Annotated in this window: 12 protein-coding genes; 9 read left to right on the top strand and 3 right to left on the bottom strand. The window is 37.0% G+C overall.

Features of this window, described 5'->3' with window-relative positions:
* The 4 genes from V7Z48_RS12035 to V7Z48_RS12050 all read left to right on the top strand — a co-directional run.
* The coding region (locus V7Z48_RS12035; protein ID WP_334113777.1) for a GH92 family glycosyl hydrolase at positions 1–2,856 on the top strand (2,856 nt) is incomplete at its 5' end.
* Between the two features lie 9 nt (positions 2,857–2,865).
* Entirely contained in the window at positions 2,866–4,173 is a 1,308-nt protein-coding gene (locus V7Z48_RS12040) for a sugar MFS transporter (RefSeq protein WP_334113778.1), read from the top strand.
* Between the two features lie 45 nt (positions 4,174–4,218).
* Complete coding sequence (locus V7Z48_RS12045; protein ID WP_334113780.1) at positions 4,219–5,295, top strand: AOC03_06830 family ribosome hibernation factor; 1,077 nt, start codon at positions 4,219–4,221, stop codon at positions 5,293–5,295.
* Between the two features lie 152 nt (positions 5,296–5,447).
* Positions 5,448–6,449 carry a N(4)-(beta-N-acetylglucosaminyl)-L-asparaginase gene (locus V7Z48_RS12050; RefSeq protein ID WP_334113781.1) on the top strand — a complete coding sequence of 334 codons (1,002 nt, stop codon included), beginning with the start codon at positions 5,448–5,450 and terminating at the stop codon, positions 6,447–6,449.
* Positions 6,450–6,456: 7 nt separating this feature from the next.
* On the opposite strand, the gene V7Z48_RS12055 is transcribed toward V7Z48_RS12050, so the two are convergent.
* Positions 6,457–7,860, bottom strand: coding sequence for an aldehyde dehydrogenase family protein (locus tag V7Z48_RS12055; protein WP_334113783.1), 1,404 nt, complete (start codon positions 7,858–7,860; stop codon positions 6,457–6,459).
* 249 nt (positions 7,861–8,109) lie between these two features.
* Between V7Z48_RS12055 and V7Z48_RS12060 the strand changes: the two genes are divergently transcribed.
* Complete coding sequence (locus V7Z48_RS12060) at positions 8,110–8,379, top strand: hypothetical protein (protein ID WP_334113786.1); 270 nt, start codon at positions 8,110–8,112, stop codon at positions 8,377–8,379.
* A 159-nt stretch (positions 8,380–8,538) separates the two neighbouring features.
* Here the strand turns inward: V7Z48_RS12060 and cphA are convergent, their stop codons facing one another.
* Positions 8,539–11,172 (bottom strand): cyanophycin synthetase, encoded by a 2,634-nt coding sequence (cphA, locus tag V7Z48_RS12065; RefSeq protein WP_334113787.1) that lies wholly within the window; start codon positions 11,170–11,172, stop codon positions 8,539–8,541.
* 102 nt (positions 11,173–11,274) lie between these two features.
* Between cphA and V7Z48_RS12070 the strand changes: the two genes are divergently transcribed.
* Positions 11,275–12,144, top strand: a complete 870-nt coding sequence (locus V7Z48_RS12070; protein ID WP_334113788.1) for a cyanophycinase — start codon at positions 11,275–11,277, stop codon at positions 12,142–12,144.
* A 156-nt stretch (positions 12,145–12,300) separates the two neighbouring features.
* Positions 12,301–13,299 carry a metal-dependent hydrolase gene (locus V7Z48_RS12075; RefSeq protein ID WP_334113789.1) on the top strand — a complete coding sequence of 333 codons (999 nt, stop codon included), beginning with the start codon at positions 12,301–12,303 and terminating at the stop codon, positions 13,297–13,299.
* A gap of 64 nt (positions 13,300–13,363) precedes the next feature.
* On the opposite strand, the gene V7Z48_RS12080 is transcribed toward V7Z48_RS12075, so the two are convergent.
* Complete coding sequence (locus V7Z48_RS12080; protein ID WP_334113790.1) at positions 13,364–14,293, bottom strand: isoaspartyl peptidase/L-asparaginase family protein; 930 nt, start codon at positions 14,291–14,293, stop codon at positions 13,364–13,366.
* A gap of 89 nt (positions 14,294–14,382) precedes the next feature.
* Between V7Z48_RS12080 and polA the strand changes: the two genes are divergently transcribed.
* Both polA and rplM read left to right on the top strand, forming a co-directional pair.
* Positions 14,383–17,235: a DNA polymerase I gene (polA, locus tag V7Z48_RS12085; protein ID WP_334113792.1), complete on the top strand. Its 2,853-nt coding sequence runs from the start codon at positions 14,383–14,385 to the stop codon at positions 17,233–17,235.
* 185 nt (positions 17,236–17,420) lie between these two features.
* A complete protein-coding gene (gene rplM / locus V7Z48_RS12090; protein ID WP_334113793.1) occupies positions 17,421–17,876 on the top strand; it encodes a 50S ribosomal protein L13 in 456 nt (151 codons plus the stop codon).
* The last annotated feature ends 54 nt before the right edge of the window (positions 17,877–17,930 follow it).

The following is a 17,930-nucleotide window of genomic DNA, read 5'->3' on the forward strand; positions in this document are numbered from 1 at the left end:
CTTGTTTCTTACGTCAACCCCTTTATTGGCACCGATGGCACAGGGCATACCTTTCCAGGTGCGACCTTGCCTTTTGGAATGATGCAGCTCAGCCCGGATACACGCGTGGACGGCAGTTGGGAAGGTTGCAGCGGTTACCATTACAGCGATGACTATATTTATGGATTCTCTCATACACACCTCAGCGGAACCGGCGTTTCAGATTATGGCGATGTGCTTATAATGCCGACAAATGAAATTAATTTTAACAACGGTTTTAATGGAAAAAAAGGTTATCGCGCACACTTTTCTCACGAAAACGAATTGGCAGAAGCTGGATATTATAAGGTTTTACTTGATTCAACTAATATTGAAGTTGAACTCACTGTTTCTTACCGAAGCGGCATTCATAAATATCAGTTCCCGTCTAAAGATCAGCAATTCATTATTCTTGATTTAGAACATCGCGATGAATTACTTGATTATAAAATAAATAGGTTAAACGACTCAACAATTTCAGGGTATCGCTATTCAAAAGCTTGGGCTGAAGACCAACGTTTGTATTATTACATCACTTTTTCAAAACCTATTAAAAACTTGACCTACGCGATCGAAAATGCCAATTCTTCTAAAAACTATAAGTTTGAAAGCAAACAAGCTGCCTTAGAATTTGAAAATCCAGATAACGAACCTATTTATGTTAAAATAGGAATTAGTCCAGTGGATGAAAACGGCGCTAAAAACAATTTGGAGACAGAAATTGGCAAAAAATCATTTGCAGCAGTAAAAAAAGAAGCCCAAGACATTTGGGAGAGGCAGCTTGAAAAAATTATAATTGAAACTTCAAATTACGATCAAAAAGTTGTGTTTTATACCGCCATGTATCACGCTATGATAGCTCCAAATTTATACCAAGATGTTGACGGACGCTATCGCGGTATGGATTTAGAAGTCCATCAAAACACCGATTTTAATTATTACACCGTATTTTCTCTTTGGGATACGTATCGTGCTGCACATCCATTATTTACTATTATTGAAACCGAACGAACTAATGATTTTATAAAAACCTTTCTAGCAAAATATGACGAAGGCAGAATTATGCCAATTTGGGATTTATCGGGTAATTACACGGGTTGCATGATTGGTTATCATGCGGTGCCAGTGATAGCTGATGCTTACCTAAAAGGCATAAAAGATTACGACTTTGAAAAAGCTTTTGAAGCCATGAAACATTCTGCTTTACAAGATAAATTAGGATTAGAATCGTTTAAAACTCTTGGATTTATTCCTGTTGAAAACGAAAGTGAATCCGTTTCAAAAACACTAGAATATGCCTACGATGATTGGACTATTGCTCAAATGGCGAAAGAATTAGGCAATGAAGAAGATTATACAATTTTTACCGAACGCGCTCAATACTACAAAAATGTTTTTGATCCCGAAACCCATTTTATGCGTGGACGTTTCAGAAATACTTGGTTTACCCCGTTTGATCCTTACGAAGTTAATTTCAATTACACCGAAGCAAATGCTTGGCAGTACAGCCTATACGCGCCTCAGGATTTTTCAGGGTTAATGGATTTAATGGGAAGCAAAGAAGCACTCGAAAATTATTTGGATAAATTATTTGTTGCTGAAAGTGAAACTTCAGGTAGACATCAAGTTGATATTACTGGTTTGATTGGGCAATATGCCCATGGTAACGAACCCAGTCATCATATGGCTTACGTCTACAATTTTGTCAATAAACCCTATAAAACTCAAGAAAAAATAAGACAAATTTTAACCGAACAATATCAAAATAACCCTGATGGTATTTCTGGAAATGAAGATTGCGGACAAATGAGTGCTTGGTACATTTTCAGCTCTTTAGGTTTTTATCCTGTTACGCCTGGAAGTAATCAATATATTATTGGTACGCCTTTGTTTAAAAAGGCTAGTATTAATTTAGAAAATGGAAAAACCTTCATTATTAAAGCCAACAATCTGTCTTTAGAAAACCTCTACATTGAAAGTGTGAAGCTTAATGGGCAGCAGCATCCTTACTCCTATTTAAACCATTCAGATATTGTAAAAGGTGGTACTTTAGAATTTTTCATGACTAATAAACCAAGCAATTGGGCTACCGAAGACCAATATGTACCTACTACCGCCATCAATGACCACCTTATTGTTCCGGTGCCATTTATTGCTGAAGGAAATGTGGCTTTTAAAAATGAAACGCAAATACTATTAAAAAATGCCGATAAGGAAGCTAAAATATTTTACGCGATAGATGATTCAGAATTTCAACCTTATGAACAACCATTCATTATTTCAGAACCCGCCATTTTAAAAATTTATGCAGAAAAGAATCAAAAGCAAAGCGCTGTAATTACAACCCAATTCTATAAAATAGACCCGAAAATATCCATTGTTTTAAACACCAACTATGCCAATCAATACAACGGAGGCGGCGATAATGCACTTATAGATGGCATTTTAGGAGCCTTAGATTTTAGAACAGGTACTTGGCAAGGCTATCAAGACACTCATCTTGACGCTATACTAGATTTGGGTGAATTAAGAGCAGTTTCAAACATTTCGGTGAATTTTCTTCAAGACCAAAGAAGTTGGATTTTTTATCCTTCGGAAGTTAGCTTTTATGGATCAAATAACGGAGACGAATTTGTGCTCATTGAGCAACACAATTTTCAAAATCCTAAACCCACAGAACCCACTGAAATCAAAACGGTTTCTACTGAAGTTTCAGGAAGACATTATAGATTTATAAAGGTTGTCGCCAAAAATATAGGAGATTTACCAACTTGGCATTTAGGCGCATCTTTTAAAGGAAAAGCTTGGCTGTTTGTTGATGAAATTTCAGTTAATTAAAAAGACGCTATGAGCAAAACAAAAACCTATCGTTCCTCATTTATACTCTTAACGACCTTATTTTTTCTTTGGGGATTTATTACGGTATTGGTCGATTCTTTAATACCAAGACTTCGCGAACTATTTACACTCACCTATTTTCAAGCAGGATTGGTACAATTTGCGTTTTTCGGAGCTTATTTTGTGTTGTCTATACCTGCTAGTTATGTTTTATCCAAAATAGGTTACAAATACGGTATTGTTCTAGGATTAATGACGATGGCATTAGGATGTGCTTTGTTTTATCCAGCAGCATCATTTAGGGAATTTGGACTGTTTTTAGCTGCTTATTTTACACTTGCTGCCGGTATGACTATTTTACAAGTTGCAGCAAATCCTTTTGTTGCAGTTTTAGGTAGCGAAGATGGTGCTTCTAGTCGTTTAAATTTATCTCAAGCATTCAATTCTTTAGGTACAGCCATAGCACCAGCCGTCGGCGCACTCTTTATCTTAAGTGATAAAATAAAAACGCGCGAAGAAATAGAAATACTTTCACCAGCAATAAAAGAGACCTATCTCTTAAACGAAGCCTCTGCAGTACAAAAACCCTTTCTCTGGCTAGCCATATTTATAGTTTTCATGGCTGTAACTTTTGTATTTATAAAACTTCCTACGCTTATCAATCAAAAATCAATTGGTACTTACTTCGATGCTTTAAAACACAAAAATTTGTTGCTAGGCGTGCTTGGTATATTTTTTTATGTTGGTGCCGAGGTAGCTATTGGCAGCTATTTGGTAAACTATTTTTTAGAAAGTGATATGGCGAGTTTAATCAAGGAAAATAACTTTATGAGCCACATTGCATCGTTATTCCTAAATTCTGGTTTAGCAGAAACCGAAAATAAGGCTCTAGTTGGGGTGTTTGTAACCTTTTATTGGTCTGGCGCCATGATTGGTCGTTTTATAGGTTCGTATTTAACACGAATATTTAATCCTGCAAAAGTACTGGCTGTTTTTGCTTGCTTTGCAATTTTGCTTATTATAACGTCAATTATCACTAGTGGATTGTGGTCTATGTGGAGTATTTTAGCGGTAGGCTTATTTAATTCTATCATGTTTCCAACTATATTCACACTTGCCTTATCGGGCTTAGGAGCATTAAAGCCAAAAGCCTCTGGATTGTTGTGTACTGCTATTGTTGGTGGAGCATTAATTCCGCCTACATTTGGATACCTAATTGACTATTCTGGTTTTAAATATGCCTTCATTTTAATCATTTTATGCTATACGTTTATTTTAGCCTACGGTCTCTTAAATCGTTCTAAAAAACTTTTATAACACCCTTAAAAGTATTATTTTGAACCAAATAAAAAACATAAAGACATGAATCCAATATTTAAAAGGATTAAAAACATTCAAACAGAAGGTTGTGTAACCATAGTTGTAAGCACGCATCGCAGCCATCCAGAAAACGAAGGAGATGCACTCAGGTTGAAAAATTTAGTCAAAAATGCCGAAGAACGTTTATACGATAGTTTCGAAAAACGTTTTGTATGGCCAATTATGGAACATCTAGAAGCTTTAGTTGAAAAAATAGATCACCGGAAAAATTTAGAAAGTCTTTTAATTTTTGCCAATAAAGATATGGCCGAATATACAAGACTTGCCATAAATGTTACCGATAGAGTTATCATTGACGATACATTTGCTACAAGAGACTTGGTTAGAGCAGAACATGAACAAGAAGCATATTATACCCTTGTGTTGAGTAAAAATGAAGCACGTTTAATTGAAGCCATGAACGACAACGCCATTGCTGAAGTTAAGGGAAACTTTCCGTATGAAAACCAAACTTTATACAATACTGATAAATTACAACGAACCTTGGCCGGTTCCGATGAAAATTTAATAAAAGAGTTTTTTAACAGGATTGATAAAGAGGTTCAAACAGTTTTAAAAGCGCATTCATTACCAGTGATTATTATAGCGGACGAACGTAATTTAACCCACTTTATGGAAATTGCAGACCGAAAAGAATTTTATCTTGGAGGCATAACCAAACTTAGAGGTGTTGAAGGCGCAAAAATTCATCACATTATTGATCAAGCGTGGCCCGAAGTTCATAAATTAAATCGTGAACGTAATGCCAAAAGAATGGAAGAATTAGGAAAAGCCGTTGGTTCAGGCAAGTTTTTAAGTGACCTAAACGAAATTTGGAACGCTATTTTACAAGGTAAGGCTCAAACTTTATTTATTAAGAAAGGATACTTTCAACCCGGCATTATTGAAGGCAACAAAGTTGTGCCAGTTGAGACATTGGAAAAAGAACAACCCAATGCGTGCGATGATATAATTGATGAAATGATTGAACAAAATCTAGCATTTGGCGGTGACACCGTTTTTATTGAAGGAAACGCCCTTGAAAAATTTCAAAATATTGCACTCATTACCAGATATTAATCTGATGATTTCAAGATTTATAAAATGGAATTAAAACAAGTTTAATGTTTTAGTTCCATTTTTAATTTAAAAAATTAATTTAGACGTCAGTCTCCAACATTATAAAAAAGCCTTTAAAAAGATTTAATATTTTACCCGTAAGAAAGCTACCAATGAAACGACGAAATTTTATTAAAAACGCTTCCATAACCGGAATTGGACTTACCATTAGCACAAGCGTATTAAATTGCAAAGACCACAACCCTGAAAAAAATCATAATACCGCCATGGCTCCAATAAATACAACTCCAATAGTTGTAGCCACTTGGGATGTAAAGGAATCTACACAAAAAGCTTGGGAAGTAATTCAAAATGGCGGCACTGCTTTAGATGCTGTTGAACAAGGCTGCATGGTTGAAGAAGCTAACGAGAAAGGACAAACAGTTGGCAAAGGTGGGTTACCCGATAGAGATGGAAACGTTACCTTAGATGCCTGCATTATGGATAAAGATGGCAATTGTGGTTCGGTTGTATATCTTCAAAATATTACACATGCGGTTTCGGTGGCAAGAAAGGTGATGGAAGAAACACCACATGTTATGTTGGCTGGTGAAGGCGCACAACAATTCGCCATATCTCAAGGCTTTGAGCGAGAAAATTTACTGACGGATGCTTCCAAAAAAGCTTGGGAAAATTGGAAAATTAACAGTGAGTACAAACCCATTATCAACATTGAAAATCACGATACTATAGGGATGTTGGCCATTGATAAAAACGGAGATATTTCTGGCGCATGTACCACTAGTGGACTGGCTTACAAAATGGCTGGCCGTGTAGGTGATAGTCCGATAATTGGTTCCGGATTGTTTGTAGATAATGAAATTGGTGGTTGTGTAGCCACTGGTCTGGGTGAGGAGGTAATGAAAACCGTTGGTAGTTTTTTGGTGGTGGAGTTAATGCGACAAGGTAAAACACCACAACAAGCCTGCGAGGAAGCCATTAGCCGAATAGTTACCAAGCCCAACAGCGATTACAAAAATTTTCAAGTCGGCTATATCGCAGTTAATAAAAAAGGTGAAACTGGTAGTTACGCCATTCATCAGCATTTTAGCATGACTAAATATCAGGATGGTGTGAATGAAACTATTCAATCGGACTATATCATTAAAACCTAAATACCGCTTAAAACCACTTAACGGTTAGGGCCGCAATTTTCTCTTTTAGGCTTGTATATGGGGGAGTAACATATTCTGAAATGCCTTTAAAATGTTGTTTCATAAAGGCCCGTTCATTTGAAAATTCTTTAAAACCGTAAAACCCATGACTTTTTCCAATACCACTATTATTGCTCCCGCCAAATGGTAAGTGATGGTTGTTAAACTGAATGAGGTTGTTATTAATTACCGTAGAGCCAGCGCGTGTATTTTTGACGATATTATCTATTAAAAAGTTTCTTTTACTAAACACATACAATGCTAAAGGTTTCGGATTTGAATTAATATGAATTAAAATTTCGGATGCGTCTTTATATGTTATAATTGGTAATATAGGCCCAAATATTTCTTCCTGCATAATCTTCATTTCCATATTACAATTCGTTATTAAAGTAGGTTGAATATAGTTATCTGAAGTATTAGTATTTCCACCATAAGCAATATTGGCACCTTGACTAACAGCATCATCAATTAAATTTTTAAGTCTCTCATAATGATTTTGATTCACTATTCTTCCGTAAGAGTCGGAATCTTCTATGTTTTTAGAATAGTAACTTTCTATAGCGTCTTTGCATAAATTAGTGAAGTCTGATAGCAAATTTTCCTTAATCATTATATAGTCTGGTGCAATACAAGTTTGTCCACAATTGACCAGTTTACCCCAAATCAAACGTTTAGCTGTTGTTGTAAGGTTAGCACTATCATCAATAATAGCAGGAGATTTCCCGCCAAGCTCCAGCGTAACAGAACTCAAATGAGCCGATGCTGCTTTCATGACAATTTTACCAACTGCTGGTGAGCCAGTAAAAAAGATGTGATTGAATGGTAAATTTAATAAATGCTGAGCCGTTTCCACTTCGCCTTCAACCAATGCTACTTCATTTTCATCAAACAAATCTTGCACAATAATTTTCATTAAGGCCGAAGTGTTCGGTGTCATTTCTGAAGGTTTTAATATCACCGTATTACCAGCAGCGATAGCCGAAACCAAGGGTCCAAAAGTTAAGTTTAACGGAAAATTCCATGGCGATATAATCAAACAAACGCCTTTTGGTTCATATTTTATATAGGAGCTTGCGCCGAAAAGCGATAAAGGTGTTGGCACACTTTTACGTTTAACCCAATGCCAAAGGTGCTTTTTAATAAACTTTATTTCACTGGTTACTGGATAAATTTCGGTGAGATCAGTTTCGGTGACTGATTTATTTAAATCCATTTTTAACGTCTCATGAATTTGACTTCTGTATGTGTCCTGAATCGCTTTTTTGAGACTGTTCAATTTACGAATGCGTTCTTTTACCGTTGCATTGCCTACAATATATTGATGTTGCTGTTGCTCCTGAAATAACTTTAAAAACGGATTATTGAACATATTGACGCAAATTTTTGTATAAAGCTAACGGTTTTGTGTATTATAAAACAGATAAAGTGCTTAAAAAATATTTAAATTACTGATTATCAATTTCCCTAAATTCGCATTGAAACAAAACGTGCATTTCGTCGATGTTTTTCGTGTCGGTATTCATTTCATCTAATTATAGACGCATTGGTCTAAAATATTTATTTAAACCTAATTTGCGTGGTTTCTTTGAAGAGTAAATAACAAACAAGTCATACAATAATGAAAAAATTAGTAGTAATAGCAATTATAAGTTTCATGCCAATTTTAGTATTTGCACAAGAGACTACTACTGTTTCTTCAGTTAAAGTTGAGGTATCTAAAGAAGAGGGAACAACTTCAACCAATACTACCTCAAAAGAGAATACGCTTAATACGCAGTTAAAGGCTCAGCTTATTGAATTAAATCAAAAGAAAAGCAACGACATTATTAGTATTAATGCTTACAGAAAAAGTCTTCAAATAAAAACAAAGGAAATTAAACTTTGTTAAGAGCATTTCTCCTTATAGATTAGTAAATATATTTTCAAATTTCAGGGTTATTCCTCTTATATTTAAACTAGTTCATTTTTGCGGTACGAAAAAAAGATTGCAGCAAATAGCCCAATCATTAAGCAGGCCGAGATGTAGTATTCTCAAAATTTTCGCAGTTTAAGTCAATGCTTCACCGCGCATTTCCTTTTCCTTTAATGATGTAACCATTTCGAGCGCATCGGGAATTACATCACTACACAACACAATTAAAGAGCCTTTTTTAGCGGTTTTTACTGCATGTAAAATGGCTTCTTTTTCCGATCGAATCACAACTGTTTTTTTGTTTTGATCTATTGCTTTAATACCATCTTCCAGCATTTTTATAAGTTGCTCCTCCGTTTTGCCTCTAAGGTTTTTATCTTGGCGAATTATAATCTCATCAAACATTTCAGCGGCTATGCTTCCTATGGCATTCGTGTCTTCTTCACGGCGATCGCCTACACCTGCGATAATGCCCACTTTACAAGTGGTTTCCATGGAATCGGTAAATTTCTGAAGCGCACGCATTCCCGCCGCGTTATGAGCATAATCAAGTAAAATATTAAAATTTTTAAATTCAAATAAATTAAGTCTGCCTGGTGTTTGAGAGGCAGATGGAATAAAAGAATCTAACCCAGCTTTGATGTCTTCAATACTAATTCCTTGAACATGAGCAGCTAAAATTGCTGGTAACACATTTTGAATCATAAAAGCAGCCTTACCACCAAAAGTAAGTGGTATTTGTTCCGCCTTCATTACGCGCATTTTCCATTCCCCACGACAAATAGTTACATAACCATTTTCGTAAATAGCAGTAATTCCGTTAAGCCTTTGTAGGGCTTTTATTCGCGGATTGTTTTCATCCATAGAAAATAAAGCCACATTACAATTTACGGTGCGTCGCATTTCATAAACTAAGTCGTCATCGGCGTTTAAAATGGCATACCCGTTTGGCAATACGGTTTCTGGAATGACGCCTTTAACTTTGGCCAACTGTTCTAAAGTATGAATGCCTTTAAGCCCTAAATGATCTGACGCCACATTTGTTACGATACCAACATCACATTTTTTAAATCCCAACCCGGCTCTCAATAATCCGCCACGCGCACATTCCAAAACGGCGAAATTTACAGTAGGATCTTTCAACACAAATTCGGTACTAGCCGGACCTGTGCAATCGCCTTTCATCAACAATCTATTTTGAATGTAGACACCGTCGCTAGTGGTGTAGCCTACGCGATATCCATTCATTTTTACAATATGTGCAATGAGTCTAGTAGTGGTCGTTTTACCATTGGTGCCAGTAACAGCAATAATGGGGATACGTCCGTTGTTGCCTTTGGGAAATAATTTATCAATAACAGGCGCTGCTACATTTCTTGGCAAACCTGTAGTTGGTGCCAAATGCATTCTAAATCCTGGGCCTGCATTTACCTCTAAAACTGCGCCACCTGTTTCGGAAAGTGGTTGCGAAATATCGGTGGTCATAATATCAATGCCACAAATGTCTAAATCAATAATTTTAGAAATACGCTCTGCCATTGAAATATTAGCGGGATGTAAAATATCTGTAACATCTTCGGCAGTACCACCAGTGCTTAGATTTGCAGTGTCTTTTAAGATAAGTTTTACACCTCTTGGTAACACGCTTTCTAAACTATATTCGGCATCTTTAAGAATGGTTTTGGTAAGTTCGTTTACTGTAATTTGTGTGAGTTCCTTTTCATGACCAAAGCCACGTCTGGGATCTTTGTTAACCTCATCTATTAATTCTTGAACCGTTAAAACCCCATTTCCAATTACATGCGCGGGTGAACGCTTAGCCGCAGCTACAAGCACATGATTGATTACTAAAAGCCTATAATCTTCACCTGTGATAAATTTTTCAACTATAATGATACCATTGCGCGAGCTTTCCTTAGCATTCCTGAATGCTTTTAAAGCATCATCATAATTGCGTATGTTAACCGTAATGCCACGACCGTGATTGCCATCAACAGGCTTTATAACCAGCGGGAAGCCAACATAACGGCAAGCCTCTTCAAGACTACTTTCTTTTTTAATAATATCACCTCGTGGCACTTCTACTTGTGCTTGTTCAAGTAAGTATTTGGTATCTTCTTTATCGCAGGCTAATTCTACGCCAATGCTGCTGGTTTCACTGGTAACTGTTGCTTGAATGCGTTTTTGATTGGCACCGTAACCCAATTGGCACAATGAATATTTGTTGAGTCTAATCCATGGAATGCCGCGTGCTTCAGCTTCTTCAATTATAGAGCCTGTACTTGGACCCAAACGATCGGCCTCTCGCAATTCACGCATTTGTTGGATATCATCCGATAAGTCATAAGGCTCATCATTGGCTAAGGCTTCACAAATTTTAACCGCTGCCTTGGCAGCATATCTACCTACCGATTCTTCCATGTAGGCAAAAACAACATTATAAACTCCTTTTTCGCCATAACCACGTGTACGACCAAAACCGACATCCATTCCTGCCAAGCTTTGTATTTCCAACGCGATGTGCTCAATAATATGTCCCATCCATGTGCCTTCTTCCACCCGTTGAAAAAATCCGCCTGGCTCACCTACCGAACAACGATGCTCATACATAGTTGGAAATATGGCTTCTAAACGTTCTTTAAATCCAGGGATTGAATTAGACGGTCGTTCTTCCATTTCTTCCAAATCCAAAACCATAACTATCAGTTTATGTCTTCTTACAGACCAATAATTAGGCCCGCGCATTGCATTGATTTCACGGATTCTCATATGATTAAGGTTTTAAATTTAGATTAGAGTTAAATATAAAATAAATTTTAATTAATTAAGTTTAATTTTGCCTTATAAATTAATTGAAGGTAAAAAAGAGGAATGAACAGCAATCTACCCAAAGGAACGCTTATCCCAATTGGCGGTAATGAGGACAAAGGAATTGAAAGTCATGAGCGTTACACTTTAGAATTTATAGAAGAAGGTATTCTGTACCACGTTGTGCAAGCAGCAGGTGGTAAAGATGCCAAAGTAGTAGTAATTCCTACGGCAAGTAGTATTCCTGTTGAAGTTGGCGAAAACTACATCACTGCATTTTCCACCTTAGGTTGCGAGCATATAGACATCTTAGATATAAGGACTCGTAAAGACACCGAAAGAGAATCTTCAATAGAATTGATCAAGAATGCTAATTGCATCATGTTTTCTGGTGGTGACCAAACTAAAATTTCAAAACACATCAGCGGCTCTACCATTCACCAAATTATGATGGAGCGGTACCAAAACGAACCTGGTTTTGTCATTGCAGGCACGAGTGCTGGAGCCATGGCAATGGCCGATGAAATGATTGCGGGCGGAAGCCCAAAAGAAGGATTTATTAAAGGTGCGGTGATCATGAGAAAAGGTCTTGGACTTTTACCAGATGTAATTATCGATACCCATTTTATACAGCGTGGCCGTTTTGGGCGAACTTCTGAAGCGGTTGCCAAGTTCCCCAATCTTCTTGGAATAGGTCTAGCCGAAGACACGGGCATCATAATAAAAAACGGTAACGATTGCACTGTGATTGGTTCTGGCATGGTCATATTATTTGATGGCAGTACTTTAACCCATAATAATGAAAAAATACTGGAGCCTGGCACACCAATGACCATGACTAACTTAACCGTTCATGTACTATCGAACGGAGATCAATACAATATTAGAGATAGAAAGGTTAGTGTGCTACCTATGGAGGCGCCGTTTATTTAAAAGTTTTTCCAACTCTGAGATTTAAATTACTATTGAAATGAAACTTGGCAACAAAGATTTTAGTGACATGTTTCAGCATAACTTGCTTTATTTTTTGTTTGATTGCAATGGTGCAAGGTTGTAAACTTTTACGTCTGGTTATTTTTGTAAAATTATATGGATTCACTCACACAAATTATATTAGGCGCAGCAGTTGGTGAAGCTGTTTTAGGCAAAAAAGTTGGAAATAAAGCGATGCTTTACGGTGCCATTGGTGGCACCATACCCGATTTTGATATTTTTGCATCGTATTTTACGGATACGGTTACTGCGCTCTCCATACATCGAGGATTTACACATTCTATTGTGTTTTCTGTGCTTTCTGCTCCCATTTTTGGTTGGCTTGTATCGCGATACGAAAGGCATAAGAGCTTTAAAGGTTGGTCTTGGCTATTTTTTTGGGTGTTTCTAACACATCCTATCTTGGATGCTCACACTACTTGGGGCACGCAATTGTTTTGGCCCTTAGATATTAGGTTAGCATTTAAAACTATTTTTGTGATTGACCCAGTTTATACAGTTCCTTTTTTAGTGTTTGTGATTCTTGCCATGCGACAAAAACGTAGCTCGAATAAACGTCGCAATTATAATACCATGGGTTTGGTGCTTAGTTCAGCTTATCTCCTGCTAACATTTTTTTTAAAATGGATAGCCTTTTCAAAATTTGAAGCGTCTTTAAAAACACAACAAATAGATTATCTTCAAATAGACACAAGACCTTCGCCTTTGAATACTATCCTTTGGAGCGCCAATGTTGAAACTGAAGATGCCTATTTGTTAGGGAATTATTCGTTTTTTGACTCAAAACCAATCGCGTTTGAGGCCTATCCTAAAAACCATGACCTTCTGGGAGATCTTGTTAATCAGAACAATGTAAAACGCATGAATGAAATTTCAGAAGGTTGGTACACCATCAGTAAAAAGAACGAACAGCTTTATTTTAATGATTTACGATTTGGACTTTTAAGCCTCGAACCAAAATCTGAAATCTTTGTTTTTCAATATGAAATGGAAATAGATGATATGGGTAAGGTGAAATTTATAGAAGCACCAAAGAATGCTCGAGACGGAAAAAAGTTGATATCTGACTTGTGGACTCGTATTAAAGGGAATTAAAGGTTAATTATTACAGGATTCTGCTAGGTGTTGCCAATTGAGTTGCCGTTTACTTGAAACAATTTTATTTATAAATAGCAATTTCCTCAACTCCATTTGAAGACTTACAAGCCCGATACATCCCTTCCGTATTAAATGGCATAGCGATATGACCTTGGGCATCTACCGCAATCAATCCGCCATCGCCACCAATATTGAGCACCCGTTTCATAATCACTTCGTTTGAAGCGTCTTGAAGCGACAAACCTTTATACTCCATTAAACAAGACACATCATAAGCCACCACACCGCGAATAAAAAACTCACCGTTTCCTGTGCAGCTTACCGCGCAGGTATTGTTATTGGCATAGGTTCCGGCGCCAATCATGGGGCTATCACCTACACGTCCAAATTTTTTGTTGGTCATGCCGCCTGTTGAAGTGGCCGCTGCAAGGTTACCGCATTGGTCGCATGCCACGGCACCAACCGTACCGAATTTACCATCTTTCTTCACACTGTGATCTAATTGAAATCCATCACTGTCTTTAATACCTTGCCACTGCTGATAGCGGACCTCATCATAAAAATACTCCGGACTTAAAATTTCATATCCGTTAATTCTGGCAAACCGCATGGCACCTTCTCCCGCCAAAAATACATGGTAACTCTTTTCCATTACATCTCTTGCCAACGCTATTGGGTTCTTAACGCCGGTAATTAGGCTTACCGCGCCTGCTTTCAAAGATTTACCGTCCATGATGGCTGCATCCATTTCGTGTGTGCCTTCGTTGGTAAACACACTTCCCTTTCCGGCATTGAATAAGGGTGTGTCTTCTAATAATTTTACGGCTACTTCAATAGCATCTATAGCGTTTCCTCCATTGGCTAGAATTGAGTAGCCCTCATCTCTTGCTATTTTTAAGGCCAATTGGTATTGCGCTTCCAATTCGGGCGTCATTAATCCTTTTACCAAAGTTCCGGCACCACCGTGTATAGCGATTGAGATTGTTTGCATAAGTCATTTTTAAAAGCGGAAAATTACAAATTGCTTTTCAATTAAACCCTTAACTTTTTGTAGTTTTATAAGCTCAATAAACATTACACATGTCAGATCAAAAACGCTTATTTCTTGTAGATGCCTACGCCCTGATTTTTAGGGGCTATTACGCTTTTATCAAAAATCCCAGAATTAACTCCAAAGGATTAGATACCTCAGCCATAATGGGGTTTATGAACTCACTTTTAGACGTTATTAAGCGCGAAAGACCTGACCATCTAGCCGTTTGTTTTGACAAAGGCGGCAGCGTTGACCGCGTTGAAATGTTTGAAGCCTACAAAGCCAACCGCGATGAAACTCCGGAAGCCATTAGAACTGCCATACCTTATATCTGCGATATTTTACAAGCCATGCACATCCCCATCATGGTTAAAGATGGTTTTGAAGCCGATGATGTTATTGGAACTCTTTCAAAACAAGCCGAAAAGGAAGGCTACCAAACTTTTATGGTAACCCCTGATAAAGATTTTGCACAGTTGGTTTCAGACAATATATTTATGTACAGACCAGTTTTTGGTGGTGGTTATGAAACTTGGGGAATTGCGGAGGTTCAGAAAAAGTTTGAAGTAGAATCGCCTTTGCAAGTGATTGACTTTCTGGGAATGATGGGCGATTCGTCGGATAATATTCCAGGATTACCAGGAGTTGGTGAAAAAACTGCCAAAAAATTCATTAAAGAATTTGGAAGTATGGAAAACCTTTTAGCCAATACTCATCAGCTAAAAGGTAAAATGAAAGAAAATATTGAAGCCAATAAAGAATTGGGAACGCTTTCTAAACAATTGGCTACTATTATGCTGGATGTTCCTGTAACGTTCAATGCTAAAGATTTTGAATTGGACCAACCAGATGTAGAAAAAGTAACAGAAATTTTTAACGAACTAGAGTTTAGACAACTACTTTCCAATTTTGTGAAGACATTTACCTCGGAGGAAGCTTCAACACAAAACAACAAAAACGCTAGTGACAATAAAAAAAGTACAGTTTTAGAAAAGGCTTCTGGATCACAATCAACACAGGCAGGTGCTGGTCAGTTTTCATTATTTGATGAAGGTAATGGTGAAATTTCAGTGCATTCCAACCAAAGAAATACCATTGAAACAGTACCACATTTTTACCAAAGTGTTGAGCCTGGCATGGCTACCAATTTATTTTTAAAATCACTTTTAAAACGGCAGTCAGTTTGTTTCGACACTGAAACGGATAGTTTAAATGCTTTAACAGCTCAGTTAGTTGGAATTGCATTTTCTTGGGAAACTGGCAAAGGATATTATTTACCCTTTCCTGAGGACTTTGAAGAAGCCCAACAGCTCATGGAACAATTGCGTCCATTTTTTGAGAATGAATCCATAGAAAAAATAGGTCAAAACCTAAAGTATGATATCAAAGTACTTCATAAATACAACATTAAGGTTAAAGGTAAGTTGTTCGATACCATGTTGGCACACTATCTTATCAATCCGGATATGCGACATAATATGGATGTTTTGGCTGAAACTTATTTAAATTACTCGCCGATTTCTATAGAAACGCTCATTGGTAAGAAGGGAAAAAATCAAGGTTCAATGCGCGATGTTCCTTTAGATAAACAAACCGAATACGCCGTTGAAGATGCCGATATCACTTTGCAACTTAAGCAGCATTTTCAAAATGAATTAGGCGCAGCCAACACGCAAAAATTATTTGATGACATTGAAATTCCGTTAATGAGCGTTTTGGCAAGTATGGAGCTTGAAGGTATAAAATTAGACAGTTCTTTTTTAGGGAACTTATCAGAACAACTTAATGCAGATATTGAACGGCTTGAAAAGGAAATTTACAACCATGCAGGCGAAACCTTTAACATTGCTTCGCCAAAGCAACTTGGTGAAATTTTATTTGATAAGTTAAAATTGGTTGACAAACCCAAAAAAACCAAAACTGGTCAGTATGCCACGGGTGAAGATATCCTATCGTATTTAGCAAAAGACCACGCCATTATTCGCGATATTTTGGAATATCGTGGGTTATCAAAACTAAAAAGCACGTATATTGATGCCTTGCCACTACAGATAGAACCAACTACGGGTCGTGTTCATACCGATTATATGCAAACTGTTGCAGCCACTGGAAGGTTAAGTAGTAACAATCCCAACCTTCAAAATATACCTATAAGAACTGATCGCGGTCGCCAAGTGCGTAAAGCTTTTGTGCCAAGAAATGAAGATTATATCCTTTTAGCTGCCGATTATTCTCAAATTGAATTGCGAATTATTGCAGCTTTGAGCAAGGAAGAAAATATGATTGAAGCATTTAAAAATGGTGAAGACATTCACGCCTCAACCGCTTCAAAAGTTTTTAACGTACCGCTTTCTGAAGTAACCCGCGAACAAAGAGGCAATGCCAAAACAGTCAACTTCGGAATTATTTATGGCGTATCGGCATTTGGATTGAGTAACCAAACCGATTTAAGCCGCAGCGAATCAAAAGACTTAATTGACACTTATTACGAAACTTATCCAAAGCTCAGAGCGTACATAAATTCACAAATAGATTTTGCACGCGATAATGGCTACGTGCAAACAGTTTTAGGCAGACGGCGCTATTTAAAAGATATAAATTCCAGAAACGCAGTTGTTAGAGGTGCTGCAGAGCGTAACGCCGTTAATGCGCCCATTCAAGGTAGTGCGGCTGATATTATTAAAATTGCAATGATTAACATTCATAAACAACTAGAATCTGAAAACTACCAAACTAAGATGTTGCTTCAAGTGCATGACGAATTGGTATTTGATGTTTACAAGCCCGAGCTTGAAAACATTAAAAAGATCGTAAAAAATGAAATGGAAAATGCCTTTAAATTAGATGTGCCTCTAACGGCTGAATTAGGCGAAGGTAATAACTGGCTGGAAGCCCACTAAGAACAAAATATTTATCGCTTAAAAATCAATATCTTACAAAGCTAATTTATTTATATAATTTCAGGTAAATTTTTTGAGCCTATTCTATTTGCGTATCAAATTTTTAATCGTAAATTTGCAAACTCTTTTTTGGAGAGAATTGTTTAATCTGCTCGTACGAGATACGGGTAAAAAATTTAATAAGTGTGGATACAATAAGCTACAAAACAGTATCAGCTAACAAAGCTACCGTTAATAAGGAGTGGGTTTTAGTAGATGCTGATGGACAAAACTTAGGCCGTTTAGCTTCAAAAGTTGCCAAACTTTTGAGAGGTAAACATAAGCCAAACTTCACACCACACGTTGATTGCGGCGATAATGTAATTGTTGTCAATTCTGAAAAAATCAACTTAACAGGAAACAAGTGGAACGATAAAACTTACATTCGTCACACAGGTTACCCTGGCGGTCAAAGAAGTTTATCTGCTAACGAACTGTTCGACAAAGATCCGACACGTTTAGTAGAGAAATCAGTAAAAGGAATGTTGCCTAAAAACAAATTAGGCGCCGAACTATTCCGTAACTTAACTGTTGTTACTGGTGGTGAGCACAAACATGAAGCTCAAAAACCAAAAACAATTAATTTAAATGAATTTAATTAAATGGAAGTAATTCACAAAATTGGCCGTAGAAAGACGGCTGTTGCTCGTGTTTAT

This window comes from Paucihalobacter sp. (genome assembly GCF_036825875.1).
Classification (GTDB): domain Bacteria; phylum Bacteroidota; class Bacteroidia; order Flavobacteriales; family Flavobacteriaceae; genus Paucihalobacter.